Here is a 24573-nt window from a genome sequence, read left to right on the forward strand (position 1 = left end):
TCTCCTCACTTATTTCCACAGACGGAAGCGTGGCTCGTCTTCCCCAGCCGGCGTTTCCTTGGTCAACCGCGCCGGATCCGCCACCTGATACCAGTCCAACTTACGCGTCAACAGCATAATGCCCGCCAGAATGGCGAACAGCAGCCCCGCCCCCAACACCAACGCATTGTCCTCCGACTGCAACAACAAATAGAGCACGCCATACAACAGCAATAGGCTCGCGGCGAACAGCGCACCGCGCAGCTTGCCGCGCAGTACGGCGCTCAGATAGAAGCCGATCAGACCGCTGCAGGCGATACTGGCCGCCAGGTAAGCGAGAGCGAATCCCAGGTGTTCGGAGAAGGCCAGCAGAATCAGGTAGAACAACACCAGCGCCGCACCGACCAGCAGGTACTGAATCGGGTGCACCCGCAGCCCGGTCAGGGTTTCGAACAGGAAAAACGCCATAAACGTCAGCCCGATAAACAGCAGCGCGTATTTAACCGCGCGCTCGGTCAGTTGATAGTGATCGACCGGTTCGACCAGGCTGGCGCTGAAGGCCGGCAGCTTGTCCTCATCGATAATGCCATCGTCGTAATGGAACGCACTGTTGATGTTGTTGGCGAACCAGGTGCTGCGCCAGCGAGCACTGAACCCTTGCTCCGTCACCTTGCGTTCATCCGGCAGGAAGTTGCCGAGGAAGTTCGGGTGTGGCCAGTTGCTTTGCAGTTGCAGCTCGCTGCTGCGCCCCAGCGGCACCAGCGACAGGCTGCTGGTGCCCGCCAGCGTCAGGGTGAACTCGGCGTTCAGCCCCTCTTTTTGTTGCAGTGCCCCCAGCGTCAGCGGGGCGTGGATCCCCTGGCGCAACGATCCCACGCCGGTGCCCGGCTCAAACGCCACCGGCAGCGGCATTGCCAGCGGGGAAATGCTCTTGATGCCGCGAGAGTCGCTCAGCGCCACCAGCAGGAACGGCTGGCCGACGGTCACGTTGGCGCGTTGCAAATCCGTCAGCTCCGGCTGGCCGAAACGCATCTTGAAGTTCAGCGGCCCCTGGTAAACCTGCGTCTGATAAATGCCCAGCTTGCGCACCTCTACTTTCGGCGCCCCCTGCACCTGAAGCGACTCCGGCAGCAAATAGCGGTAATGCTGCACCCGCTGCACTACCGTTTGTCCTTTCTCGTCTTTCTTCTCTTCTCGTTCGACGTAGGGAATGACAATCAACGGACCGAGCACGCGCTGCGCCCCGCTGGTGCTTTCGCTCACCTGCCCGACCACGCTTTGCCGATAGCCGCTGCGTTCGTCGATCACGCTCATCAGTTGGGCGATGGGGATCAACATCACCACCATCAATCCCAGCAGCGTGGTTATTTTCCAGAACAGTACCGATTTCATCATGCTCTCTCCTCATAAGTAATGAGGCCACGATAAAACCCGCAGGTGAAATCAGAATGTGGTTATGTGAAGGGAAGGTGAAGTCACAGCGATAACATGAAAGTCGCTTCCACCCCGTGCGGCCGGCGGTTGCGCAGGTGAATGCCGCCATGATGCAGACGCGCGACCTCCTGCACGAAGTTCAGGCCCAGCCCGCTGCTTTTCGGCCGTTCGGCGCGCGGCAGCGAATAAAAGCGCTCGAACACCTTATCGAGCGCATAGTCCGGAATGCCGCTGCCGTCATCGCAGACGCTGATGCAGTAATGCTGTTCCCGCCGTTCGCCTCGCACGCTGACGCAACCGCCCGGCGGGGTAAAGTCGATCGCGTTGTCCAGCAGGTTGGTCAGCGCCTGGCTGATCAGCAACGCATCGCCGTTCAGCGTCACCTCCGCCAACGCCTCCAGCTGCAACCTGACGCCGCGCTGCGTCGCCTGCGCCTCTTTGCCCGCCACCGTCTGGTCGATCAACGCCGCGATCGCGAGGGGCGCGGTCTCCATTTCAGGCCGACTCTCCAGCCGCGCCTGCACCAGCAGTTTGTCCACCAGTTGCTGGATGCGTGCGCTTTGCTGCTCGATATTGGTGAGAAAACGCCGGGCGGTCTCCGGCGGTGGCAGCTCCTGCAACAGCTCCGCCGCGCCCCTGATCGCCGCCAGCGGGCTTTTCAGCTCATGCGTCAGGGCATGTGCATACTGTTCGATATAAGCTTTGCCTTCCAGCTTCAGACGCATGCTCTCCAACGCCTGCGCCAGCTGCGTCAATTCCCGGCCGCCCACTTTGGGCAGCGGCGCGGTTTCCCCTTGCGCCACCCCGTCGGCATAACGCACCAGCCGGCCTATCGAACGGGTGATCCACCAGACGAATACCGCCCCGATCAGCAGCGCGATCCCCAGCAGCAATGCGCCGGCCCACAGAATGCGCCGTTCGCTGCGTTTGATCACCGGCGCCATGGTGCTGTTGGGTTTACCCACGGTGAGCACGCCGATAATGCGCCCTTGTTCTATCACCGGCGCGGCCACATACATCACCGAACTGTTTTCATCCTGCGGGTCGCTAAGGGTGCTGCGGGCGCCGTACTGGCCGCGCAGCGTTCGATAAACGTCATTCCAGCGCGAATAATCCTGCCCCTGCGCGCGGCCGGCAGAATCGAAGATGACCTTGCCCCGAGCATCGGTAAGATAGACGTGGTATTCGCTGCGATCCTTGCGGATGCCGGATATATTGGCGCCGATCGGCCGCTGGTTCAGCTGCGTAAATGCCTGCGCCAGTTGGCCATGCGCCGCATCGCCGCGCTGCATGTCCTGACGGGCGATCTGCGCCAGCAGGTTGGCGGTATCCACCAGCGTGCCTTCGGTGGCGCGCCGCACCCCGGGCTTCACTTCCTGGACGAAAATGCTCAGCACGAAGTACCCGGCCACCGCCACAATCAGGAAATATCCCAGCAGCAGGCGCAGGCCAATTTTCATGGCTGGCGGCTCACGCTATAGCCCAATCCGCGGTGGGTATGGATTGGCGGTTCACCGGGCTCCACCGCTCGCAGCTTGGCGCGCAGCGTTTTGATATGGGTATCGACGGTGCGATCCAGGCTTTCTTCCGCCTGCGCCCAAACGCTTTCCATCAGTTGCTGCCGCGAGAACACCCGTCCGGGCGCCAACAGCAGCGTCTTCAGCAGCAGGTATTCGTAACGGGTCAGCGGCAACGGCCGCTGATGGTAGGAGATGGTGGCCGCGTCTTCGTCGAGCGTGAAAGCGCCGAAACGGTAGAGCGCGCTCTGTTGCAAGCGCTGCTGCTTATGCAGGCGGCGCAAAATGGTGCGCACCCGCGCGCTGACCTCGCGAGGGGAGAACGGCTTGGCGACATAGTCGTCGGCGCCGATTTCCAGCCCGATCAGGCGATCCACTTCATCACTGCGGGCGGTGAGAAACAGAATCGGCAGGTCGGCCGCCTGAGCCAGCAGGCGGCGACACAATTCAAAGCCGTTGATATCCGGCAAACCGACATCGAGGATAGCGAGCGCGGGCGCGCCTTGCGCCAGCGCCTGCAACGCCGGTTCCGCGCGCTCGAACCAGCGCACCTCGAAGCCTTCGCTCTCCAGCGTGTAAACCAGCGTATCGGCAATGCTGGGTTCATCCTCCACCAACCAGAGTACGGGTTTCATCAGGGCTCTTCGCCGTCACCCGCCGGCGGATACAGCAACAGCTGCCGCAGGTGGCGCCACTCCTCTTTGCTCATGCAGTCGGAAGCCAGCCACAGCCGACGGCGTTTTTTTCCCTCCGTCGGCAGCAGCGTCAGCAGCATGCCATAACCCGGCATCCACGGTTTTTTCGCCAGCCGCCACTCGCGGCCGTGCCAGTTGAAACGCCGGTCCGCCAGCAGCCGCAGCTCGCCCTGCACCGCGGCGATGCGCTTCTGGCTGCGAATGCACTGAAACACCACCAGCGTCAGCAGCACCAGCCAGAGCGGGCCAAAGCCTTCCGGCCAGGGCGAAATCAGGATCAGCAAGATCAGAACGCCGTGGGTCAACAGGGAAAACAGCTGGGTGCGCCAGGAAATGCGGATATCACATCGCCACTGGGCCACGGTCTTTATTTCGCGTTTGGATCAGGGTCACCATTCTCTGCAGCTCGCTGTCCTGCGGCGCGCCATGATTCATCAGCCAGTTGAACAAATCGGGATCGTCGCACTCCAGCAGACGGATGAACAACGCCTTGTCCGCGTCATTCAGGCTGTCGTATTCGTATTCGAAGAACGGCATGATGGAGATGTCCAGCTCGCGCATGCCACGGCGGCAAGCCCAGTGAATACGTGCTTTATTGTTAATATCCATGTTGTTATGACTCACCTCTTTTCAGCGCGGCAGCGCCAGCGCAGAGTTCAAATGACACACTGTATGGCAACGCCGTCGCAATATAATTCCATCAGCCGGGGATCTGTCTGCAAGGGTGCCCTGGCCGCAAGCCTATAGAGTAACAATTTGACATACACGCCGGGAAGGCGCTTTGCTGCGGAAAACGTAATAAAGCGCAAAATGCCAAAAAAAGCGCACCCCGGCGCCGCGGCGCGAATAACAGTTTGCAAAGCCCGCCGCCTCTTTTACCATGGGTTCAATACCCTTCAGGTAAGCTAAACGTTGAGCAGGAACTTACTATGGCGCATAACATTCCATTCCCACCCCGTCAGCCCTCCGCTTCCACCCATCTGCCCCTGACGCTGATCTCGCTGGAAGATTGGGCGCTGGTGACGCTGAACGGGCCGGACACGGTGAAATATCTCCAGGGCCAGGTGACGGCGGACATCGACGCGCTGGCGGCCGATCAACACGTGCTGTGCGCCCACTGCGACGCCAAGGGCAAAATGTGGAGCAACCTGCGTCTGTTCCACCGTGGCGAAGGCTTCGCCTATCTGGAACGCCGCAGCGTGCTGGACAGCCAACTGGCAGAAATCAAAAAATACGCGGTGTTCTCCAAAGTCACCATCGCCGCCGATAACGATGCGGTGTTGCTGGGCGTCGCCGGTTTCCAGGCGCGTGCCGCGCTGGCGGGCCTGTTCGCCACGCTGCCGGACGCCGAACACCCGGTGGTGCAGGACGGCGAGACCACGATTCTGCACTTCAACGCGCCGGCGGAACGTTTTCTGCTGGTGACCCGCCCCGCCGTGGCCGAACCGCTGATCGCCAAGCTGCATGACCAGGCGGAACTGAATGACAGCGGCCAATGGCTGGCGTTGGACATCGAAGCCGGCTATCCGGTTATCGACGCCGCCAACAGCGCACAGCTGATCCCGCAGGCGACCAACCTGCAGGCGCTGGAAGGCATCAGCTTCAGCAAGGGCTGCTATACCGGTCAGGAGATGGTGGCGCGCGCCAAATTCCGCGGCGCCAACAAACGTGCGCTCTACTGGCTGGAAGGTAAGGCGGCCCGCGCCCCGCAGGCGGCGGAAGATCTGGAGCTGCAGCTGGGTGAAAACTGGCGCCGTACCGGCACCGTATTGGCGTCGAGCCAACTGGCCGACGGCACGCTGTGGGTGCAGGTCGTGATGAACAACGATTTGGACGCCGATAGCAAGCTGCGGGTGCGCGACGATGCCGCCAGCCAGTTGGCGATCAAACCGTTGCCCTACTCGCTGGCCGAAGAGAAATAATTCATCGGCCGCAGGCGCCCTGCCTGCGGCCGTCTTCGTTACTCGTCCAACTCCCCGTCGCGCTGCACCAGATAAATCAGCACCAGAATGATGGTGACGAAGAAGCGAAACGCATCGGGCACGCCGTTCCATTGTTTCGACATCCACATGCCAAACCACTCGCCCCCAATCGACATAAAGCCCACTTGCCAGGTGAGGAAGCCCAGCGTCAGCCCCACAACCGCCAGCTTTTTCCGGCCGTTGAAAGCTTTAGCGGGCAGTTTCAGGCCGCACAGCAGGCGCAGGCCGCCGATCCAGCACAGCAGCGCGGTCAGGCTCTCCAGCACGATGATGAAGATATAGCCGGCGTGATGCAGCCACGGTGTTTGTATCGAACGGTAGCCGATGGTGGCGTCGGGGAAAATGGTGTCCATCATAAAGACGTGGCGCACGAAGGCGAAGTTGGAGCCGTAATCGGTGATATTGCCGAAGGCCACCAGCGAAGCGAACAAAGCGATAGCGCAGACCAGCAGCGCTTTGGATAAGCGAACGATCATCGTGATGAGTCCTGAACAAGGTTAAGAGAAAGAGTATGCGGGCTCAGAAATGAAAGAACGGGCTTGCTGGATACCCGAAAGAAGCAAGCGCCTCTTTTTTAAAACAAAAGAGGCGCCTGTTCAATACGCATTCAGACGTAGCGATAACGTTTAGACGTAGAGATAGATCGCCATGAAATGGCAGGCGCTGCCGCCGAGCACGAAGGCGTGCCAGATAGCGTGGCCAAAGCGAATGCGCTTGGAGGCGTAGAAAATCACGCCGAGGGTATAGACCACCCCGCCTATCGCCAGCAGCGTGACGCCGCCGGCCTCCAGCCGCGTAACCAGCTGATAAATCACAATCAGCGACAGCCAGCCCATCGTCAGGTAGGTCACCAGCGACAGGGCTTCAAAACGGTGGGCGAAGGCCAGTTTGAACAGCACGCCGAGCAGCGCCAACCCCCAGATTACCGCCATCAGGCCCTTCGCCAGCGGCGAATCCAGCCCCACCAGCAAAAACGGGGTGTAAGTCCCGGCAATCAGGAGATAAATGGCGCAGTGGTCAAATTTTTTCAGCCAATGCTTGGCCTTCTGATGCGGGATCGCATGGTACAGCGTGGAAGCGAGAAACAGCAGGATCATGCTGCCGCCGTACAGACTGTAACTGGTGATGGCCGTCGCATCCGCGCCGGTATTCACCGCCTGCACCAACAGCAACACCAGGCCGACGATACCGAACACCAGCCCGATGCCGTGGCTGATGCTGTTGGCGATCTCTTCCGCCCACGGATAAGCCGCGGCGACAATCTTATTGTTCCCGGCTTTCACTACGTCCGTTTTCCCCATAACGCGCAACCCCTCAAAATGCCCTGCTTTGTGCGAAATTAACGCAAAGCAGCTTAACTGAGAATAATTCCAGTGTACACGTGTACGCTAAAATAAAAATGTGAACGCGTGTAACCATCGAAATCGCCCGCCCGGTGGTCTACAATCGTCAGGCTTCAACCCACCCACCTTGAGGTTTACACCATGTCATCCGCTGTACCCGCGTTAGATTTCGGCTCAATGACCCAGGTCATCCAATTCCTGATGGAAATCGATAAGTTGAAAGGCGTGCAACGCCGCACCAAAGTGCTGGGCACCCAGCGCCAGGAAAACTCCGCCGAACACAGTTGGCATTTCGCCATCGCCGCCATGAGCCTGGCGCCCTACGCCGGTGATGACGTAAACATTCAGCGCGTGATCCAGATGGCGCTGCTGCATGACATCGTGGAAATCGACGCCGGCGACGTGCTGGTCTACGATCTGGCGGCCCGCGCGGCGATCCACGATCAGGAAGTGGCGGCGGCGCGCCGTCTGTTCGGCATGTTGCCGGAGGCTCAGCGCGAGTATTTCACCGCTTTATGGCAGGAATATGAAGATGGCGAAAGCGCCGATGCACGCTTCGCCTTGCTGCTGGATCGCACCATGCCGATGCTGATGAACCTGCACAATGAAGGCCAGAGCTGGGTAGAGAACGGCATCAGCCTGGAGCAGGTGCTGGCGCGCAATGCATCAATCGCCGACGTGCACCCCGAGCTGTGGCACCACATGGAGCAACACCTGCGGGATGCGCAACGCAAAGGCTGGTTGAAGTAAGTGAACCGGGCTGCTGCCGCAGCCCTTCAACGTCAAGCGAACGCCCGTTGGCGTTCCAACGCCTCCTCATAGCTCGGCATCGACCCGGCCGCCCCGGCGCGCTCCACGCAGACCGCCGCGTAGGCGGCGGCGAAGCGCACCGCATCGGCTAACGGTACCTGATTCGCCAACTGCGCCGCCAGGGCGCCGTTAAACGCATCGCCCGCGCCGGTGGTGTCTTTCGGCTGCGCTGGAAACGCCGGGATCAGCTCGCTGTTTTCCCCGTCCGAGAACAACGCCCCCTGCGTGCCCAAGGTCACGATCAGCAAGCGAATGCCCTTGGCGTGCAGCACCTGCGCCGCCTGGCGCGCCGAAGCCACATCCCGCACCGGCACGCCGGTCAGCAACGTACACTCGGTGGCGTTGGGCGTCAGCATATCGACCTGTGCCAGCAGGCTGTCCGGCACCGGCTGAAACGGCGCCGGGTTGAGAATGATGAACGTCTGCGCCTCGCGGGCGATGGCGATCACCTGCTCAATCGCCGGCAGATTGTTCTCCAGCTGGGTTAACAGAATGTCCGCCGCGGCGATTGCCGGCCGGCACTGGCGCACCTCGTCTTCGCTGACCGTCAGGTTGGCGCCGGGATCGACGGCGATCATGTTCTCCGCCTCCTCGCCGGCAACGTAGATAAGCGCATTGCCGGTCGGGCAATCGCCGGTCGAGAACAGCGTCACCGCATCGAAACCGGCGGCGGCGAGGTGGCGCCGGGCGAAGGTGCCGAAGTCGTCGCGCCCCACCTTGCCGATATAATGCACCCTTGCCCCGGCGCGCAGCGCAGCGGTGGCCTGGTTGGCCCCCTTACCGCCCGCGCCCATCATGCTGTTGCGGGCGATCAGCGATTCGCCGGGCTGCGGAAAGCGCGCCATGCCGGCGACGATATCCAGGTTGAACGAACCGAACACGCAGACTTTGCCTTTCATTGCGGGTACTCCCTGCTCAATTGGAGGTGGCGCCGGGCGGCCAGGCAGGCGCCTTTGCTGCCGGTTTCATCGGTCAGGCGGCTGATGGAGATCGCCAGCCCCTGTGCCGGCTGCGGCCTGCGCAAATGGCGGCGGATCTCCTGCTCAAGGTGCGCCAACGGGAAACCATTCATGGCGATCACGCCGCCACCCAAGATCAGCCGCTGGGGATCGAGCACGTTCATTTCGATGGCGATGGTCTGCGCCAACCGTTCGACGAAACGCTGCAAATCCGGATGATCGCCGTGGCGTTCGAACAGCCGTTCGAACGGCGTTTGCGCCGCGTTAACCCGCGCCCAGCCGGTCAGCCAATGGCCAGAGGTCAGGCTCTCGACGCAGCCCCGTTTGCCGCACGGGCACTCGCCATGATGGCCCGGCCAGGGAATGTGCCCCAGCTCGCCGGCGGCGCCGTGCGCACCGTGGTAAAAATCGCCGTTCAGCCACAGGCTGTTGCCCATGCCGGTGCCCAGATACAGCCCCACCGCCACCTGCGGCAGCGCCGGCAGCTGCTGCAAGTCCCACCACAGCAGGTGATTGACGTCCTTATCCATCCGCACCGGCAGCGCCAGCACATCGGCCAACAGCGCCGCCACCGGCTGGGCGTCCAGCGCCGGAATGAACGGCAGTGACAGCACCCGTGAACGGTCGCGGCTGAGGATCCCCGGCAGCCCCAGCATCACCTGCGCCACCTGCCGATCCTCGCAATGCCCGGCGATCAGGCGGCCCAACGCCGCCAGCGGATCGGCCTGCTGCGCCCAGTCGGCGGTCGCTATCTTGCGGTATCCGCTAAACTCACCGTCATCATCCATCAACAGCAGGCGGGTATTGGTGCCGCCGACGTCTACGCCAAGAAAATGCCGCATCATGTCCCCCGCCTCAGGCCGCCTGCCGCATCTGATCCAGCATTTTTTCCCATGCCGTCTCCAGATCCGGATCGAGGTTGAACAGCCCGGAGCTGCCGACGATCAAGACTTCCGCACCGGCGCCCATCAGATCGCGGTAGGTGCGCTGATTGCAGGATCCGTCGATCTCGATCAGATAGCTCAGGTTTTGCTGGCGTTTCAGATCGCGCAATTGGCGGATCTTCTCCAGCATTTCGGGGATAAACGGCTGCCCGGCATAGCCCGGATCGACGGTCATCACCGTAACCTTGTCCAGCAGATGAAGGTAGTGGCGGATAAACTCCACCGGCGTGGCCGGGTTCAGCACCACCCCCACTTTTTTGCCCAGCGCGCGGATCTGGTTGATCACCCGGAACGCGTCGCGGTTGATGGTTTCGGCATGCGGGCAGATAAAGTCCGCGCCGGCGCGGGCGATCGGGTCGATAAAATCGGTCGGGTTCTCCACCATCAGATGCACGTCCAGCAGCAACGAGGTGTGCGGGCGGATCTGTTCGATAAAGAACGGCGACAGCGTGATGTTTTTCACGTAGTGCCCGTCCATGATGTCGATATGCAGCATATCGGCGCGGCGGTTCAGCACCGCCAACTGCTGCCGGATATCCATCAGGTTCATGCACATCAGTGAAGGTGAAATCTGGTATTTCATTAGCGTTATCCTGCGCAAAAGGGAAAAAGGATCAGTGGCCCGCTGCGGCTCTGGCCTGGGCCGCACTGCGGCGCATCGCCCGCCGCTGCCGATAGCGATGGCGGAAAAACTTCAGCGCCAACACTGCGATCAGCACCGCGCCCCACATCGCCAGACTGAAATGCGGGCTGACGTTCATCAGGTTCAAACCGGTGGCGATCACCTGCAGCACCACCAGCGCCAGGACCACGCCGCTGACCCGGCCAAAACCGCCGAACGGATCGGTGCCGCCCAAAATGATCGCCAGCACCGTCAGCAGCAGATAAGAGTCGCCGTAGCCCATGCGCGCCGAGTTGAAGCGCGCCATCATCACCAGCCCGGCGATCACGCACAGCAGGCTGGAGAGGGTGTAAATGGCGATCAGCACCCGATGGGTATTCACGCCGCTGAAGTGGGTGGCGTTGATGTTGCTGCCGCTCATGTAGATGCATTTGCCGAGCCGGGTTTTCTGCAAGAACAGCGCCAGCAGCACGGCAACCGCCAGGAAGATCCACAGCGGTACCGGCACGCCCAGCACGCGCTCGGCGCCGATAAACCGCACGATCTCCGGCATGCCGCTCAGGGCCGCACCGCGCGTCAGGTAGATGCCGATGCCGTTAACCGTGGTCATGGTCGCCAGCGTCACCAGAATCGGATGCGCGCCGATGTAGGCCACCAGCGCGCCGGTCGCCGCGCCGATCATCACGGCCAGCAGCATCGCGGCCGCCAGCGCCAACGCCAGCCACAGCGCCTGCAGCCCCAGCCCGGCGTCCGGCGGCAGATAGCTGATGAACAGCCAGGCCATCAGCAGGCTGGTCAGGTTGGCGCTGGCGATAATGCACAGGTTCAGGCCGCCGCTGAGGATCGGGATGAACATCGCCAGGGTCAGCAGGCCCAGCTCCGGCAGCTGGAACGCCACGCTGGTGAAGGTGGCGCCGCTGAAGAAGCGCCCCGGCATCAGCAAGCTGAAGGCCAGCACCACCGCCAGCAGCAGCGCCAACAGACCGACGGCGGTGCCGTCCGGACGAAATTTCAGGTAGTTGCCCATCAGGCGCTCCTCAGGCGAAACCGACGTCGGTTTCTTTGCGTTTCTTGTAGTGGGTGACGGTGATCGCCGCGACGATCACCAGGCCGATCACCACGTTCATGAAGTAGCTGGACACGCCGATCAGGTTGAGACCGTTTTTCAGCACGCCGATCAGGAATACGCCCATCAGCGTGCCGATCACGCTGCCCTTGCCGCCGTTCAGGCTGGCGCCGCCCAGCACCGCCGCCGCCAGTACGTCGAGCTCACCGCCCACCAGCGCATTGGGCACCACCTCCCCCATGCGGTACACCTGCACCAGGCCGCCGATCGCCGCCATCACGCCCAGATAGCCATAGGCGAACAGGTGCAACAGGCCGACGCGGATGCCGATGCGCCGCGCCGACTCCGCATCGCCGCCGACGGCAAACAGCTGGCGTCCGAGGTGCGTCTTGTTCAGCAGCAGCCAGGTCAGCAGCGCCACCGCCAGCATCACCAGCGTCGGCAAACCGAGCTGATAGCTCTGTTCACCCAGCTGGAACGGCAGCACGCTGCGCGGCAGCGTCCACCAGTCCGGCAGCGCGTACAGGCTGCGGCCGTTGGTCAGCCACATCAGCATGCCGAACAAGAACGCCTGCATGCTGATGGTGACGATGATCGAGACGATGCGCAGGCAGTAGATCAACAGCGCGTTGACCATGCCCAGCGCGGCGCCGATCGCCAACGCCAGCAGAATGCTGCCCGCCGGGCTGGCCAGCCCGTAGTGGGTCGCCAGCGTGGCGATCAGGTACTGCACCACCGAGGCCACCGCCGCGAAGGAGATATCGATGCCGCCGGTCACCAGCACCACGAACAGGCCGAGGGCGAAAATGCCGCTCACCGCATAGCTTTCGCTAAGATCGAGCAGATTTTGCACCGTTAAAAACCGATCGCTGAGCAGCGAAAAAACGATGACCGTCAGCAGCAGTACCCAGGCCAGGTAGCCTTCGTTGCCGCGCGGTTTCAGGCTGAATCTACGCATTGACCGCCTCCGCCAGCTGTTGCTGGCTCACCTGCCCCGGCAGGTATTCGCCGATCACGCTGCCGCCGCTGAAGTGCAGCACCCGATCGCAGTTGTAATACACCTCCGGCACCTCGTCGGAGATCAGTAAAATGGCGATCCCCTCCTGCGCCAGCAGATGGATCAGTTGGTAGATGCTGGCCTTGGCGCCAACGTCGACGCCGACGGTCGGCGAGTCAAGGATCAGGATCCGCGGCTGGGTCAGCACCCACTTGGCCAATACGATCTTTTGCTGATTGCCGCCGGACAGCGTCGAAACCGCCTGCTCCGGATCCGCCACCCGCACGCCAAGTTTGGCGATCCATTCCGCGACGATGCGATTCTTGCGGTAGTCGTCAATCAGGCGAAAACGCCCGCGCAGCTTATCGAGAATGGTCAGCACTGCGTTGTCCGCCACCGACTGTTGCTGCACCAGGCCGAGCGTCAGGCGATCCTCCGAGACGTAGCCGATACCGGCCTTGATCGCGTCCTCATGGCCGCGAAAGCGCACCGGTTTGCTGTCGAGGTAGAGCTTACCGCTGTCCGGCCGGGTCATGCCGAACAGGCTCAGCGCCAGTTCGGTGCGCCCGGAGCCTAACAGCCCGCACAACCCGAGCACCTCGCCCTGATGCAGCCGGAAGCTCACGTCCTGATACTGCCCGGCGCGGCTGAGACGGTCTGCCTCCAGCATCACCCGCTCCTTATTCATGCTCGGTGACTTCAGGCGATAGTCCAGCGTCAGACCGGTCATCAGCTCGGTCAGACGATCGCCGGTGATCTCCGCCGCCGGCCAGGTGCCGATCTTGTTGCCGTCGCGGATCACCGTGACGCGATCCGAGATCTCCAGCACCTCGTCCAGCCGATGGCTGACGAACACCACACAGATGCCCTGCGCTTTCAGATAATCCACCGTGCGCAGCAGCTGGTTGACCTCGGTGCGCGTCAGCGAGGCGGTCGGTTCATCCATGATCACCAACCGTGCCTCCGCCACCAGCGCGCGGCAGATCGCCACCTGCTGCCGCTGGGCGATCGGCAGCTCCGCCACCCGTTTATCGAGATCCAGATGGAAACTCAGTTCCTGCAGCAGGCGCTCGGCGGTGCGCCGCAGCCGCGCAGGGCGGTACCAACCCAGCAGCCCGCGCAGGTTGTGCTCGAAGGCGATGTTTTCCGCCACCGTCAGGTTGGGAAACAGCGACAGATCCTGATAGATCACCTGGATGCCGAAGGCGCGCGCCTGATCCGGCGACAGCCGGCCGAAGGTTTGCCCGTCGATGGTGATGCGGCTGCCGTCGTCCGGTTGATACACGCCGGCGATCGTCTTGATCAACGTACTTTTTCCGCAGCCGTTGGTGCCGGCCAGGCAGTGCACTTCCCCCGGCATCAGCGCCAGCGAGATAGCGTTTAGCGCACGCTGCCCGCCAAAGGTCATCGACAGCTGTTGCAGCGCGATCAGCGGCGTGCCCTGCGTTGCCGTATTGCCGGAAATCGCCATGATTACAGCCCCATCTTCACCAGCTTCGGCAGGTTTTGCTTATCCAGGCTTTCGGTGGCGTTGCCGAGAAGGGTGTGCTGCTGCGCATCCACCTGCACCTTGCCCATGCCTTCGATGATCATGCCATCGGTGATTTTTTCTCCCTGGTGCATCATGTCGGCGATGCGCACGAACACTTCGCCGGCCACCAGCGGATTCCAGATATAACCGCCCTTGATGGCGCCACGGTTGACCAGCGAAGCGCCCTGGCCCGGGCTGAATGGCCCGATGACGCAGATATCATTGCTTTTTCCGCGGTTGAGCACCGCGCGCCCGGCGCCAATCGGCCCCTGTGAACCAAAGGCCAGCACGCCTTTCAGATCGGGATATTTGGCCATCAGATCGTTGGTGGTGCGCACGCTGTCATCCAGCGATTCGCCCACGCCGAACTTGTCGCCCACCAGCTGCATGTTCGGATAGTGCTGCTTCTGGTAGTTGATGGCCGAGTCCGACCAGGTGATGTGCAGCGGCACCGTCAGGCTACCGACGTACACCGCATACTTGCCCTGCTCTTTCATGCAGGCGGCCAGCGCTTTCATGTGGTTGACCCCGTGCTGCGAGGCGTCCACCAGCTCAAAATCCCAGTCGGCGTACTTCTGGCCGGGGGATTCGTGCACGATCACCTTGATGCCCGCTTCCTGCGCGCGCTTGAGCACCGGCTCCAGCACCCGGGCGTCGTTCGGCACCACGCCGATGATGTCCACCTTCTGCGCGATCAGATCTTCGATGGCGCGCACCTGCAGCGCCGGGTCCGCCGCCGTCGGCCCGACCATCCAGGCGTCGATGCCACGTTTGGCACCTTCGCTTTTGATGCCGGCCTCCATGGCGTTGAACCAGGGAATGCCGCCGATCTTCACCACCACGCCCATTTTCAGCTTGTCCGCCGCCTGCGCGGAGACCGACAGCAGCAGCGAGGCAAACAGACCGACCAGTACGGATTTTTTCATTGTTCTCTCTCCACAAGTGTTGGCTGTAATAAGGGTTTTCGTTGTTGTTATCGCACCGCCCTTTTCGCGGCGGGTGAAACTTCAATCACGTCGACGTTGTTCCAGGCCAGTTCCTGACGAAATTCATCGTCGCTGAGCCTGTCGGTGATCAGGGTGTCTATCTCCCGGTAGTGGCAGATGCGCGCGAACGAGCGGCGGCCGAACTTGTTGCTGTCCACCAGCAGGAACTTGCGCTCCGACGCCAGCAGCATCTGCTGTTTCAACCGCGCATGGTGCTCGTTGCTCTCACGGACGCCGCCGTCCTGGCAGATGCCGTGGCAGGAGAAGAACAGCTTGTTGATCACGAACTCCTTCAGCATCTGCTCCGCCAGCACGCCGATAAAATCCTCGTACTTGGCGGAATACTCGCCCCCCAGGCCGATGGTGCGCACGTTGGCCTTGCAGGCCAGCGTCTGGATGATGTGCAGCGAGTTGGTCAGCACCACCAGCGAGATATCCGGCAGTTGGCGCGCCAAAAACCAGCTGGTGGAGCTGCTGTCCAGCAGCAGGCAATCCCCCGGCGCGATAAATTCCAGCGCGCGTTTGGCGATGCGCGTTTTCTGCTCCGGTGCCTCGTTGCTGCGCTGGCGGAAAGATTCCCCCTGGTCTATCTCGGCGGGCACATAGGTTTTTTCCACTGCCGGCGGCTCGACGAACACCGCGCCGCCGTGGCTGCGCAGCAGCAGGCCGCGCCGTTCCAGCAAGGCCAGATCACGCCGCGCCGTCTCGATAGAGATATGGCACAGCTGCGCCACCTCCTGCACCATCACGCGGCCGCGCTGGCTCAAGACTTCGGTGATAAAGCGATGACGTTCTACAGGCAGCATGTTTCTTTTCTCCTCCACGACGATGATTACGATATCGATTTGCCGCGCCGCGTTTTGCGCGCAGACGCAAAGCACATCGCCCCGCGATCGGGCAACGATCGCGCTGTGATAGTTGTCAAAAAAATCGGGAAGGAAATGAAATGAATAATTACGAAAGTGTGGAGTAACAGACAGTTATGATGCGTGTGCGTCTTAGACAGGCAGGAGAGAAACGGTAAACGGTCACAATTCCACGTTCCGCAACATGACCGTTAATGACCGTTTTTGTGGTTTTGACCGAACGCTGCCGAGCGGCGGCTAATGCTGGTAGGCTTTACCTGAAAAGCTGCAAAAAAAATCCGGTGAGAACCTCACCGGACCGTTACCCGCCTGACACGACTTATTCCTCGTGCTCATGCTCTTTCAACATTGCCTCACGCAACACGGCGTTCAGGCGTTTCTGATAGCCTTTGCCTGGCCGCTGAAGCCAGGCCAACACATCCGCATCGATTCGGATGGTTTTCGATACTTTCATCGGTTTATAAAAACGCCCCTGCACCGCCGCCTGCCACTTTTCTTCACCCAGGGCCGGGGCATCGGCATAATCGATATCCTCATCCGGCAGCGCGCTCAACGAAGCAATTTGCGCTTTCTGCTCCTCCGTCAACGGAGGGAGTACGCTATGCGCCAGATTTTTGGCTGAATTTTTGCGCTTCATATCTTCCCCTCTCTTTGGCATCGGCCTTGCGTGCTGAAATGATACGCACGATCTCTACTGTATCGCCTTCGACATCCGTTTCGATCGTCGTATGCGCCACCAGCAGCAACAAACAGGAGCCGACCATACCGAGCGTTTGCCAGCGTTCTTCTCCGCCCTCGATCCTCTCCAGCACGGCCAAATGGTTGGGATCCAGAAAAACCCGTTGCGCAATCTCAAAACTGACGCGGTGTTTGCGCTGGTTGCTGTGATTTTTATCCTGATTCCATTCAAAATAAACATACATTTTTGTAACTACATTTTGATTGTTATTTAATCAAAATACACTCCGCACGGCGGGATGTCAAAACCCCCTCATGCGTTCAACGCCCGCCGGCGGCCTCGATAAAGGTGCCGGTCACGTAAGACGCGGCGTCAGACAGCAGCCAGGCGATCGCCTCCGCCACTTCCTGCGGCTGCCCGCCGCGCTGCATCGGTAAACTGTCCTTCACGCGATCCACCCGGCCGGGCTCGCCGCCGCTGGCGTGCATCTCGGTATAGATGAATCCGGGCCGCACGCCGTTGACGCGGATGCCCTGCGCCGCCACCTCGCGCGATAACCCGATGGTCAGGGTATCGACGGCGCCTTTCGAGGCGGCGTAATCGACGTATTCCCCCGCAGCGCCTAAACGAGAAGCGGCGGAAGAAACGTTGACGATGGCGCCGCCCAGCCCGCCATGGCGCAGCGCCATGCGCTTCACCGCCTCGCGGCAACACAGGAAGTAACCGGTCACGTTAGTGCTCAGCACCTGATTGATGCGCTCGGCGGTCAACTGCTCAATGTTCGCCTGCTGGAACAAAATGCCGGCATTGTTGACCAACGCACTGAGCGTGCCCAGCCGGGCGTCCAGCGCGGCGAACATCGCCATCACCTGCGCTTCATCGGCCACGTCGGCCTGCAACGCCAGCGCCTTCCCGCCCTGCGCCTCAATCTCTGCCACCACCTGCCGCGCCGCGCTTTCGTCACGCAGGTAATTCACGCCCACGGCATAACCCTGCCGGGCCAGCAACAACGCGGCCGCACGGCCAATCCCCCGGCTCGCGCCGGTCACCAATGCCACTTTCGTCATACTGTTTTTTCTCTGGTTAGCGATGTCAACATAGCGGCCTGCGTGCAGACGCCCCGTTTGCCCGTCAGAGTATAGAGCGGCGCCCTAAAAAGCGCTTCAAAGCTGAGCCAGGCGGCGCAGCTGCTTTTTGATGCGCACTTTGACGCAGCCGTAGGCGTCCGGCGTCGTCGCCTGATGAACCCGCTGCAAGCCGGCAGCATGCAGGCCGCTGTGGCTATGGCTCTGCGCATCGCCGCGAAAAGACAACAGCAACAGAACGAGCAGCGTCGCCACGCCTGCGTACATCAACCGCCGCGAGGTGCCCGCGAGCGGGGAACCGTCAGTCTGCATGTTTCGCTCCCTCCGTTGTGATATCGAATGGCAGCAAAATAACTGAAATTCCCCCGCGTTCCCTTAACGCGAGATTAAAGCCAGATTAAGGTTTGCTTAAGAACACGCAGGCAAAGCGAGTTTCCCCGTTGTCTTCCCGGCAGGGTTATAGTTAGATAATCGCGATTCGAAGAACTCAGCGGAACAAACGTGAACATACTGTTGGTGGAAGACGACCTGCAATTAGGCAAGGCGCTGTGCCGCGCATTGGAGCTCACCGGCTTTAATTTGTGCTGGGTGCGCCTGCTCGCAGACGCGGAAAATAAACTTTCACCCGGCGGGTTCGACCTGATGCTGTTGGATCTCACGCTGCCGGACGGCGACGGTTTGCAAAAGCTGATCGCCTGGCGCGCCGCCGGGCAAAATATCCCCATCATCATCCTGACCGCCCGCGACCGCATCGAAAGCCTGGTGAACAGCCTGGATTCCGGCGCGGACGACTTTCTGGCCAAACCCTTTGCGCTGCCCGAACTCATCTCGCGCGTCAAGGCGGTCAACCGCCGCATGGCGGGCTTCGCGTCGCAAACCTGGAGCCTCGGCACGCTGTATCTCGATCCGGTCAACCATCAGGTGACGCTGGATAACGAACTGCTGATGCTGTCGAAAAAAGAGTATCACCTGCTGCACGAACTGATGCGCTGTGCCGGCACCGTGGTGCGCAAAGCGGTGCTGGAACAGCGGCTGTTCGGCCACGGCGACAGCGTGGAAAGCAACTCGCTGGAAGTGCATATGCATAATTTACGGCGCAAGATCGGTAAAGAAAGAATTATTACCGTACGCGGCATTGGCTATTTGCTGAAGAAAGAGTAGCGGAATGATCGGTTTCAAATCCTTCTTTATGCGCACCATTATTTTCCAGGTGCTGGCCATTTTATTATTGTGGGGGCTCCTCGTCGCCTGGGTGAAATATTGGTATTACCCCGACATGGAGAAATATTTCGATAACCAGCAACGCATCGTCGCCGCAGGCATCGCCAATATTCTCGATGAAACCGGCACCGACAATATCGATTACCTCGGCATCATCAAGACCATTGAAGGCATGTACATTGATTCCATCAATAATGGCATGCAGGATCAAATCGACTATCACCCGCTGTTCGTGGTTTACGATCGGGACAACCGGGTGCTTTACAGTTCGCAAACGCAGGGAGAGCCGCTGCGTCTGCCGCCTTCGGTGCTGTCCGGCTCCGTCAATTACGCCGGCGCCAACTGGCATCTCGCCGGCAGTTGGAGCGAAAAGCGCCAGTACCGGGTAATCGTCGGCGAGTCGTTCAACGATCGCACCACGCTGTTCGGCAACCCGGCGGAGAGCACCGCCGTACCGCTGCTGGGCATTCTGGCAGCCATCATCGTCACCTTGCTGTTTACCGCCTATTTCAGCCTGCGGCCGCTGCGCCAGATCGCCCGCACCATCTCCGATCGCCAGCCAGGCAACCTGTCGCCGATCAATGTCAGCGAGCAGTATCAGGAAATCCGGCCGGTGGTGGTGGAGGTCAACAAACTGATGGCGCGCATCGACGCCGCCAATCAGCGCGAGAAACGCTTTATGGCCGATGCGGCGCACGAACTGCGCACGCCGATCGCCGCCGTGCTGGCGCAGCTGCACCTGCTGACCCAGGTCAGCGAGCAGCAGGAGCGCAGGGAGATCATCGGCGACATGCAGCAGGGGCTGGATCGCGCGGCGTCGCTGTCTCGCCAGTTGATCAACCTGGCCAAGCTGGAGGCGGAAGATTTTCCGCTGAAAATCGAGGCGGTGGACATCTACGCAGAGATCGGCAAATGCATCGCGCAGCACGTCCCTTATGCGCTGGAAAAGGATGTGGAACTCTCGCTCGACGGCAGCGAGGACGTGGTGATTACCACCGACCGTCCTGCGCTGATCGCCATCTTCACCAACCTGCTGGACAACGCACTCAAGTACGCGCCGCCCGGCAGCCGCATCGAAGCCAATATCCGCTCGCTGGCGCCGCTCGGCTGCTATATTACGTTGCGCGACAACGGCCCTGGAGTGAGCGAAGAGCACCGCGCCCGCCTGTTTGAACGCTTTTACCGCGTGCCTGGCACGCAGCAGACCGGCAGCGGGCTGGGGTTGGCCATCGCCCGGAACCTGGCCGACAAGATCGGCGCGCAGCTGCGCGTCACCGAAGGCCTCGACGATCGCGGCATCGGTTTTATTATCGATTTACCGGAAAGTTACCGGCCACAGACTGAGAGTGAACAACGATCATGAGCCCCCCTGTTCTGCTGCAACGGCAACAACTCGACCGGCTGTGGGATATCGACCGCAGTGAAATCATCGACACCCTGTATCGCCTGCAGGACGGCAAGCTGCACGCCTACCCGGACTACTACGACGTGCGCGGTTGGGATCCGCACGACCGAGACACCTATACGCCAATCCACGAAGCCTGCTTCGATCGCGGCGGCACGTTCTTCGCGTTGTTCGAAGGCGAGGAGATCGTCGCGGCGGCGGCGCTGGACACCGAGCCGCGCGGCCCACAGCGGGATCTGCGCCAGCTGCTGTTCTTTTACGTCAGCGCGCACCAACGCGGCCAGGGCTTAGGCAGGCAGCTGTTTCAACTCTGCCTGCGTCAGGCGGCGCAAGAAGGCGCCGCCGGGCTGTACGTTTCCTCCATCCCCAACAAAAGCACCGTAGACTTCTATCTGGCGCAGGGCTGTCGGCTCATCGAGCGCCCGGATGCCGAGCTGTTCGCCCGCGAGCCGGAGGATATTCACCTGGTCTGCCTTTGCCGCTAGCGGCAAGAGTCTAACGGGCGATGCGTATCACCGAACGCACGTCGCTTTTCTTGTTCAGATCCCACACCTCGGCGATCTCCGCCAAGGCGTGCTCCTGCGTCTCGATAGCGAGCGCGCCCGTCGCCGCCAGCGCCAGAATTTCGGTCGCATAGCGCTGCATCTCCGGGACCGGCGGGAAGTTGCCGGTGCCGCTGCCGAGGATCTGCAGCTGATTGCTGCGCAACACCGCCGCAGGCAGCCGGATGTCCGGCGCGGCCATCGAGCCGACGTTGACCAGGCGAATGCCGCGCCCGCCGGCGTAAGACGAGAGAGCGTGATTATTGAGCGTTGCGAGCAGCGCTTCAGTCGCCGGGCCCCAGATATAATCGACGATCACCTGATAACCGCCCGGCCCTGCCGCCGCCGCGAAAGCCTGCGTCAGCGCCTCGCCCTGCAGGCTCAGATCCACCGTGGCGTCTACGTCCAACGCCTCCAGCACGCTCAGCCGACGGCCGGCAGCAACGATGCGCCCGGCCCCTGCCTGACGCGCCGCCGCGACCGCCAGTTTTCCCGAGGTGCCGGTAGCGCCGATGATCAGCACCGTTTCGCCGGGCTGCAGATCCGCCCGCCAGCGCAGCGGCAGCCAGGCGGCGAAGGCCGGGTTGATCAGCGCCGCCGCCGTGGCATCGTCTACCGCCTCCGGCACCGGCACCGTCCATGACGCGACGCTGCGCTCAGCCATCGCGCCGTAAGGGCGGCGGAAGGAGGCGAAATACACCCGTTGCCCGTCGGCCGTCCGGCCCACGCCGTCGGTGCCGGGCACGATCGGCAACTGCTTGGGGCTGGAGTAATGGGTGCCGGCGACGGTGGCGCGATCCAGCTGTTTGATGCCGGCCGCCAGAACGTCGATCGGCACTTCATTCGCCTGCGCCTGGGGCTCCTCAAAGGTGCCGAATACCGGGGCTTGCCCCAGCGCTGTTACGATTGCCGCTTGCATGGTGACTCCTCAAATCGTGGGAACGTACAGGAAAGAATAGGCCGCAATAAAATAAAAAGGGACACCGCATGATGCGGTGTCCCCCGAACACAAACTTTGCCGAACGTGTTATTCGTAATCGCTCATCGGCACGCAAGAGCAGAACAGGTTACGGTCGCCGTACACGTCGTCCAAACGCTTAACGCTCGGCCAGTACTTGTTCTCGCGCACGCCGGCCACCGGGAACACTGCCAGCTCGCGGCTGTACGGGTGCTGCCAGTCGTTGACCAGCTCCGCCTGCACGTGCGGCGCATTCACCAGCGGGTTGTCTTCCAGCGGCCATTCGCCTTTGGCGACGCGGTCAATCTCACTGCGGATCGCCAGCATCGCATCGATAAAGCGATCCAGCTCCACTTTGCTTTCCGACTCGGTCGGCTCGACCATCAGCGTGCCCGCCACCGGGAACGACATGGTCGGCGCGTGGAAGCCGAAGTCGATCAGGCGCTTGGCGATGTCCATTTCGCTTATGCCGGTCTCTTCCTTCAGCGGACGAATATCGAGGATACATTCGTGCGCCACGCGGTGATCGCGGCCGGTATACAGGATCGGATAGGCGTCTTTCAGACGGGTTGCGATGTAGTTGGCATTCAGGATCGCCATCTGGCTGGCCTGCTTCAGGCCTTCCGCGCCCATCATGCGGATGTACATCCAGCTGATAGGCAGGATGGAGGCGCTGCCGAACGGCGCCGCGGAAACCGCGCCCTGCTGGGTGGTTACGCCGTCGATCTGCACGACGCTGTGGCCCGGCACGAACGGCGCCAGGTGCGCTTTCACGCCGATCGGGCCCATGCCCGGGCCGCCGCCGCCGTGCGGGATGCAGAAGGTTTTATGCAGGTTGAGGTGCGAAACATCCGCGCCGATGTAGCCTGGCGTGGTGATGCCCACCTGGGCGTTCATGTTGGCGCCGTCCAGATACACCTGGCCGCCGAACTGATGCACGATCTGGCATACTTCACGGATGGTTTCTTCATACACGCCGTGGGTCGACGGGTAGGTCACCATGATGCAAGAGAGTTCTTCGCCCGCCTGCTCCGCCTTGACGCGCAGATCGTGCAGATCGATGTTGCCGTTCTTGTCGCAGGCGACCACCACCACGCTCATGCCCGCCATTTGGGCGGAGGCCGGGTTGGTGCCGTGCGCGGAGCTCGGGATCAGGCAGACGTGGCGGCCCGCTTCGTTGCGGCTTTCATGGTAGCGACGGATCGCCAGCAGGCCGGCGTATTCACCCTGCGCGCCGGAGTTCGGCTGCATGCACACCGCGTCATAGCCGGTCAGCTGCACCAGCCACTGAGACAGTTGGCCGATCATCTGCTGGTAGCCGGCAGCCTGCTCCGGCGGGCAGAACGGGTGCAGCTCGGAGAATTCAGGCCAGGTGATCGGGATCATCTCCGCCGCAGCATTCAATTTCATGGTGCAAGAGCCCAGCGGGATCATCGCCTGGTTCAGCGCCAGATCCTTACGCTCCAGGCGATGCATGTAGCGCATCATCTCGGTTTCGCTGTGATAGCGGTTGAATACCGGATGGGTCAGGATCGGATCCTGACGCAGCATGGCGGCCGGGATCGATTGACTGTTCTTGCTCACCACCGCGTCCAGCACGTCGATGTCCAGGCCGTGTTCGTCGCCGGCCAGCAGTGCGAACAGCGTCTGCACGTCTTCACGCGAGGTGGCTTCGTCCAGCGTGATGCCCACGGCGCCGTGGATATCGGTACGCAGGTTGATGCCGAAGCTCAGCGCGCGTTCCAGTACGGCAGCCTTGTCTTTCACTTCAACGGTCAGGGTGTCGAACCAGGTGTTGTGGCGCAGCGTCAGGCCGGCCTTCTGCAGCCCGGCGGCCAGGATGTCGGTCAAGCGATGGATACGCCCGGCGATGCGCTGTAGCCCTTGCGGACCGTGATATACCGCATACAGGCTGGCGATGTTGGCCAACAGCACCTGCGAGGTACAGATATTCGAGTTGGCCTTCTCGCGGCGGATATGCTGCTCGCGGGTCTGCATTGCCATGCGCAGCGCGGTGTTACCGGCGGCATCGCGGGAAACGCCGATGATGCGGCCCGGCATCGAACGCTTGAACTCGTCGCGGCAGGCGAAGAAGGCGGCGTGCGGGCCGCCGTAGCCCATCGGCACGCCGAAGCGCTGCGCGGAGCCGAACACCACGTCGGCGCCCTGCTTGCCCGGCGCGGTCAGCAGCACCAGGGCCATGATGTCGGCGGCCACGCTGGTGATGATTTTGCGCGATTTCAATTCGGCCAGCAGCGCGCTGTAGTCGTGCAGCTCGCCGGTGGTGCCCACCTGTTGCAGCAGCACGCCGAACACGCCGTCCAGCTCCAGCACTTTTTCCGCTTTATCGACGATGACGTCGAAGCCGAAGGTTTCGGCGCGGGTGCGCACCACGTCCAGCGTCTGCGGATGCACGTCGTCGGCCACGAAGAAGCGGTTGGCGTCTTTCAGCTTGCTGGCGCGTTTGGCCAAGGCCATCGATTCGGCAGCGGCGGTGGCTTCATCCAGCAGCGAAGCGGAAGCCAGATCCAGGCCGGTCAGATCGAGGGTCACGGTCTGGAAGTTCAGCAGCGCTTCCAGGCGGCCCTGCGACACTTCCGGCTGATAAGGGGTGTAAGCGGTGTACCAGCCCGGATTTTCCAGCATGTTGCGCAGGATCACCGGCGGTGTCAGCACGGCGCTGTAGCCCATGCCGATATAGGATTTGTAGCGCTGATTCTGCGAGGCGATCGCCTTCAGCTCAGCCAGCGCCTGATGTTCGGTCGCCGCGTCGCCGACCGGCGGCGGCCCCGGCAGCTGAATGTCCGCCGGCACGATCTGTTGGATCAGCGCGCTGAGCGAGCGAGCGCCCACCGCTGCCAGCAACTCCTGGCGTTGTTCCGCAGAAGAGCCGATGTGGCGTTCGATGAACGCTTCGCTGTGTTCGAGTTGGCTGAGTGTCTGAGTCATTGC

Annotated in this window: 26 protein-coding genes; 5 read left to right on the forward strand and 21 right to left on the reverse strand. The window is 61.7% G+C overall.

Going from position 1 to position 24573, the window contains the following annotated elements; genetic code table 11:
• Window positions 1–9: 9 nt before the first annotated feature.
• The 5 genes from creD to sdhE all read right to left on the reverse strand — a co-directional run bounded on the left by creD (window position 10) and on the right by sdhE (window position 4234).
• Complete coding sequence (gene creD / locus C9411_RS21970) at window positions 10–1374, reverse strand: cell envelope integrity protein CreD (RefSeq protein ID WP_107227932.1); 1365 nt, start codon at window positions 1372–1374, stop codon at window positions 10–12.
• An 80-nt stretch (window positions 1375–1454) separates the two neighbouring features.
• Window positions 1455–2873: a two-component system sensor histidine kinase CreC gene (creC, locus tag C9411_RS21975; RefSeq protein ID WP_107227933.1), complete on the reverse strand. Its 1419-nt coding sequence runs from the start codon at window positions 2871–2873 to the stop codon at window positions 1455–1457.
• Window positions 2870–3565 (reverse strand): two-component system response regulator CreB, encoded by a 696-nt coding sequence (gene creB, locus C9411_RS21980; protein ID WP_063990697.1) that lies wholly within the window; start codon window positions 3563–3565, stop codon window positions 2870–2872. Before creB ends, creC begins: the two co-directional genes overlap by 4 nt.
• Complete coding sequence (locus C9411_RS21985; protein WP_063990696.1) at window positions 3565–3987, reverse strand: protein YgfX; 423 nt, start codon at window positions 3985–3987, stop codon at window positions 3565–3567. Before C9411_RS21985 ends, creB begins: the two co-directional genes overlap by 1 nt.
• The gene (gene sdhE / locus C9411_RS21990; protein WP_019455657.1) at window positions 3968–4234 is read right to left on the reverse strand and encodes an FAD assembly factor SdhE; all 267 of its coding nucleotides are present in this window, start codon (window positions 4232–4234) and stop codon (window positions 3968–3970) included. Before sdhE ends, C9411_RS21985 begins: the two co-directional genes overlap by 20 nt.
• 320 nt (window positions 4235–4554) lie before the next feature.
• Between sdhE and ygfZ the strand changes: the two genes are divergently transcribed.
• A complete protein-coding gene (gene ygfZ / locus C9411_RS21995; protein WP_063990695.1) occupies window positions 4555–5547 on the forward strand; it encodes a tRNA-modifying protein YgfZ in 993 nt (330 codons plus the stop codon).
• Between the two features lie 38 nt (window positions 5548–5585).
• Here the strand turns inward: ygfZ and C9411_RS22000 are convergent, their stop codons facing one another.
• Window positions 5586–6083: a DUF2165 family protein gene (locus C9411_RS22000; protein ID WP_063990694.1), complete on the reverse strand. Its 498-nt coding sequence runs from the start codon at window positions 6081–6083 to the stop codon at window positions 5586–5588.
• 150 nt (window positions 6084–6233) lie between these two features.
• On the reverse strand, window positions 6234–6908 hold the full coding sequence (locus C9411_RS22005; RefSeq protein ID WP_038871224.1) for a hemolysin III family protein: 675 nt from the start codon (window positions 6906–6908) through the stop codon (window positions 6234–6236).
• A 183-nt stretch (window positions 6909–7091) separates the two neighbouring features.
• Between C9411_RS22005 and C9411_RS22010 the strand changes: the two genes are divergently transcribed.
• Window positions 7092–7700, forward strand: a complete 609-nt coding sequence (locus C9411_RS22010; protein WP_060422860.1) for an HD family hydrolase — start codon at window positions 7092–7094, stop codon at window positions 7698–7700.
• Window positions 7701–7732: 32 nt separating this feature from the next.
• Here the strand turns inward: C9411_RS22010 and rbsK are convergent, their stop codons facing one another.
• From rbsK to C9411_RS22070, 12 genes are all read right to left on the reverse strand, one after another.
• Complete coding sequence (gene rbsK, locus C9411_RS22015; protein ID WP_038871218.1) at window positions 7733–8659, reverse strand: ribokinase; 927 nt, start codon at window positions 8657–8659, stop codon at window positions 7733–7735.
• The gene (alsK, locus tag C9411_RS22020; RefSeq protein ID WP_107227934.1) at window positions 8656–9564 is read right to left on the reverse strand and encodes an allose kinase; all 909 of its coding nucleotides are present in this window, start codon (window positions 9562–9564) and stop codon (window positions 8656–8658) included. Before alsK ends, rbsK begins: the two co-directional genes overlap by 4 nt.
• Before the next feature lie 10 nt (window positions 9565–9574).
• Window positions 9575–10246: a D-allulose 6-phosphate 3-epimerase gene (gene alsE / locus C9411_RS22025; protein WP_033654065.1), complete on the reverse strand. Its 672-nt coding sequence runs from the start codon at window positions 10244–10246 to the stop codon at window positions 9575–9577.
• Between the two features lie 31 nt (window positions 10247–10277).
• Window positions 10278–11312, reverse strand: a complete 1035-nt coding sequence (locus C9411_RS22030) for an ABC transporter permease (RefSeq protein ID WP_063990691.1) — start codon at window positions 11310–11312, stop codon at window positions 10278–10280.
• A 10-nt stretch (window positions 11313–11322) separates the two neighbouring features.
• Entirely contained in the window at window positions 11323–12309 is a 987-nt protein-coding gene (locus C9411_RS22035; RefSeq protein WP_107227935.1) for an ABC transporter permease, read from the reverse strand.
• A complete protein-coding gene (locus C9411_RS22040) occupies window positions 12302–13819 on the reverse strand; it encodes a sugar ABC transporter ATP-binding protein (RefSeq protein WP_107227936.1) in 1518 nt (505 codons plus the stop codon). The genes C9411_RS22035 and C9411_RS22040 overlap by 8 nt, the downstream gene beginning before the upstream one ends.
• Window positions 13820–13821: 2 nt before the next feature.
• Complete coding sequence (locus C9411_RS22045) at window positions 13822–14805, reverse strand: substrate-binding domain-containing protein (RefSeq protein ID WP_063990688.1); 984 nt, start codon at window positions 14803–14805, stop codon at window positions 13822–13824.
• Window positions 14806–14852: 47 nt separating this feature from the next.
• Window positions 14853–15671, reverse strand: a complete 819-nt coding sequence (locus C9411_RS22050) for a DeoR/GlpR family DNA-binding transcription regulator (RefSeq protein ID WP_107227937.1) — start codon at window positions 15669–15671, stop codon at window positions 14853–14855.
• Between the two features lie 379 nt (window positions 15672–16050).
• Window positions 16051–16368 carry a BrnA antitoxin family protein gene (locus tag C9411_RS22055; RefSeq protein ID WP_063990687.1) on the reverse strand — a complete coding sequence of 106 codons (318 nt, stop codon included), beginning with the start codon at window positions 16366–16368 and terminating at the stop codon, window positions 16051–16053.
• A complete protein-coding gene (locus C9411_RS22060) occupies window positions 16331–16654 on the reverse strand; it encodes a BrnT family toxin (RefSeq protein ID WP_047570632.1) in 324 nt (107 codons plus the stop codon). Before C9411_RS22060 ends, C9411_RS22055 begins: the two co-directional genes overlap by 38 nt.
• A gap of 76 nt (window positions 16655–16730) precedes the next feature.
• Window positions 16731–17477 (reverse strand): SDR family oxidoreductase, encoded by a 747-nt coding sequence (locus C9411_RS22065; protein WP_107227938.1) that lies wholly within the window; start codon window positions 17475–17477, stop codon window positions 16731–16733.
• 96 nt (window positions 17478–17573) lie between these two features.
• On the reverse strand, window positions 17574–17807 hold the full coding sequence (locus C9411_RS22070; protein ID WP_107227939.1) for a hypothetical protein: 234 nt from the start codon (window positions 17805–17807) through the stop codon (window positions 17574–17576).
• A 189-nt stretch (window positions 17808–17996) separates the two neighbouring features.
• Between C9411_RS22070 and C9411_RS22075 the strand changes: the two genes are divergently transcribed.
• The 3 genes from C9411_RS22075 to C9411_RS22085 are packed head-to-tail and all read left to right on the forward strand — an operon-like array spanning window position 17997 to window position 20606.
• Window positions 17997–18656 (forward strand): response regulator, encoded by a 660-nt coding sequence (locus C9411_RS22075; RefSeq protein WP_019455640.1) that lies wholly within the window; start codon window positions 17997–17999, stop codon window positions 18654–18656.
• A gap of 4 nt (window positions 18657–18660) precedes the next feature.
• The gene (locus C9411_RS22080) at window positions 18661–20079 is read left to right on the forward strand and encodes an ATP-binding protein (RefSeq protein WP_063990684.1); all 1419 of its coding nucleotides are present in this window, start codon (window positions 18661–18663) and stop codon (window positions 20077–20079) included.
• Window positions 20076–20606: a GNAT family N-acetyltransferase gene (locus C9411_RS22085; RefSeq protein ID WP_063990683.1), complete on the forward strand. Its 531-nt coding sequence runs from the start codon at window positions 20076–20078 to the stop codon at window positions 20604–20606. Before C9411_RS22080 ends, C9411_RS22085 begins: the two co-directional genes overlap by 4 nt.
• A 10-nt stretch (window positions 20607–20616) precedes the next feature.
• On the opposite strand, the gene C9411_RS22090 is transcribed toward C9411_RS22085, so the two are convergent.
• A complete protein-coding gene (locus tag C9411_RS22090) occupies window positions 20617–21582 on the reverse strand; it encodes a zinc-binding alcohol dehydrogenase family protein (protein WP_107227940.1) in 966 nt (321 codons plus the stop codon).
• A 108-nt stretch (window positions 21583–21690) separates the two neighbouring features.
• Window positions 21691–24570 carry an aminomethyl-transferring glycine dehydrogenase gene (gene gcvP, locus C9411_RS22095; RefSeq protein WP_107227941.1) on the reverse strand — a complete coding sequence of 960 codons (2880 nt, stop codon included), beginning with the start codon at window positions 24568–24570 and terminating at the stop codon, window positions 21691–21693.
• Window positions 24571–24573: the final 3 nt, after the last annotated feature.

The organism is Serratia sp. Nf2, from assembly GCF_003028435.1.
In the GTDB taxonomy this organism is placed as follows: Bacteria; Pseudomonadota; Gammaproteobacteria; order Enterobacterales; family Enterobacteriaceae; genus Serratia; species Serratia marcescens_L.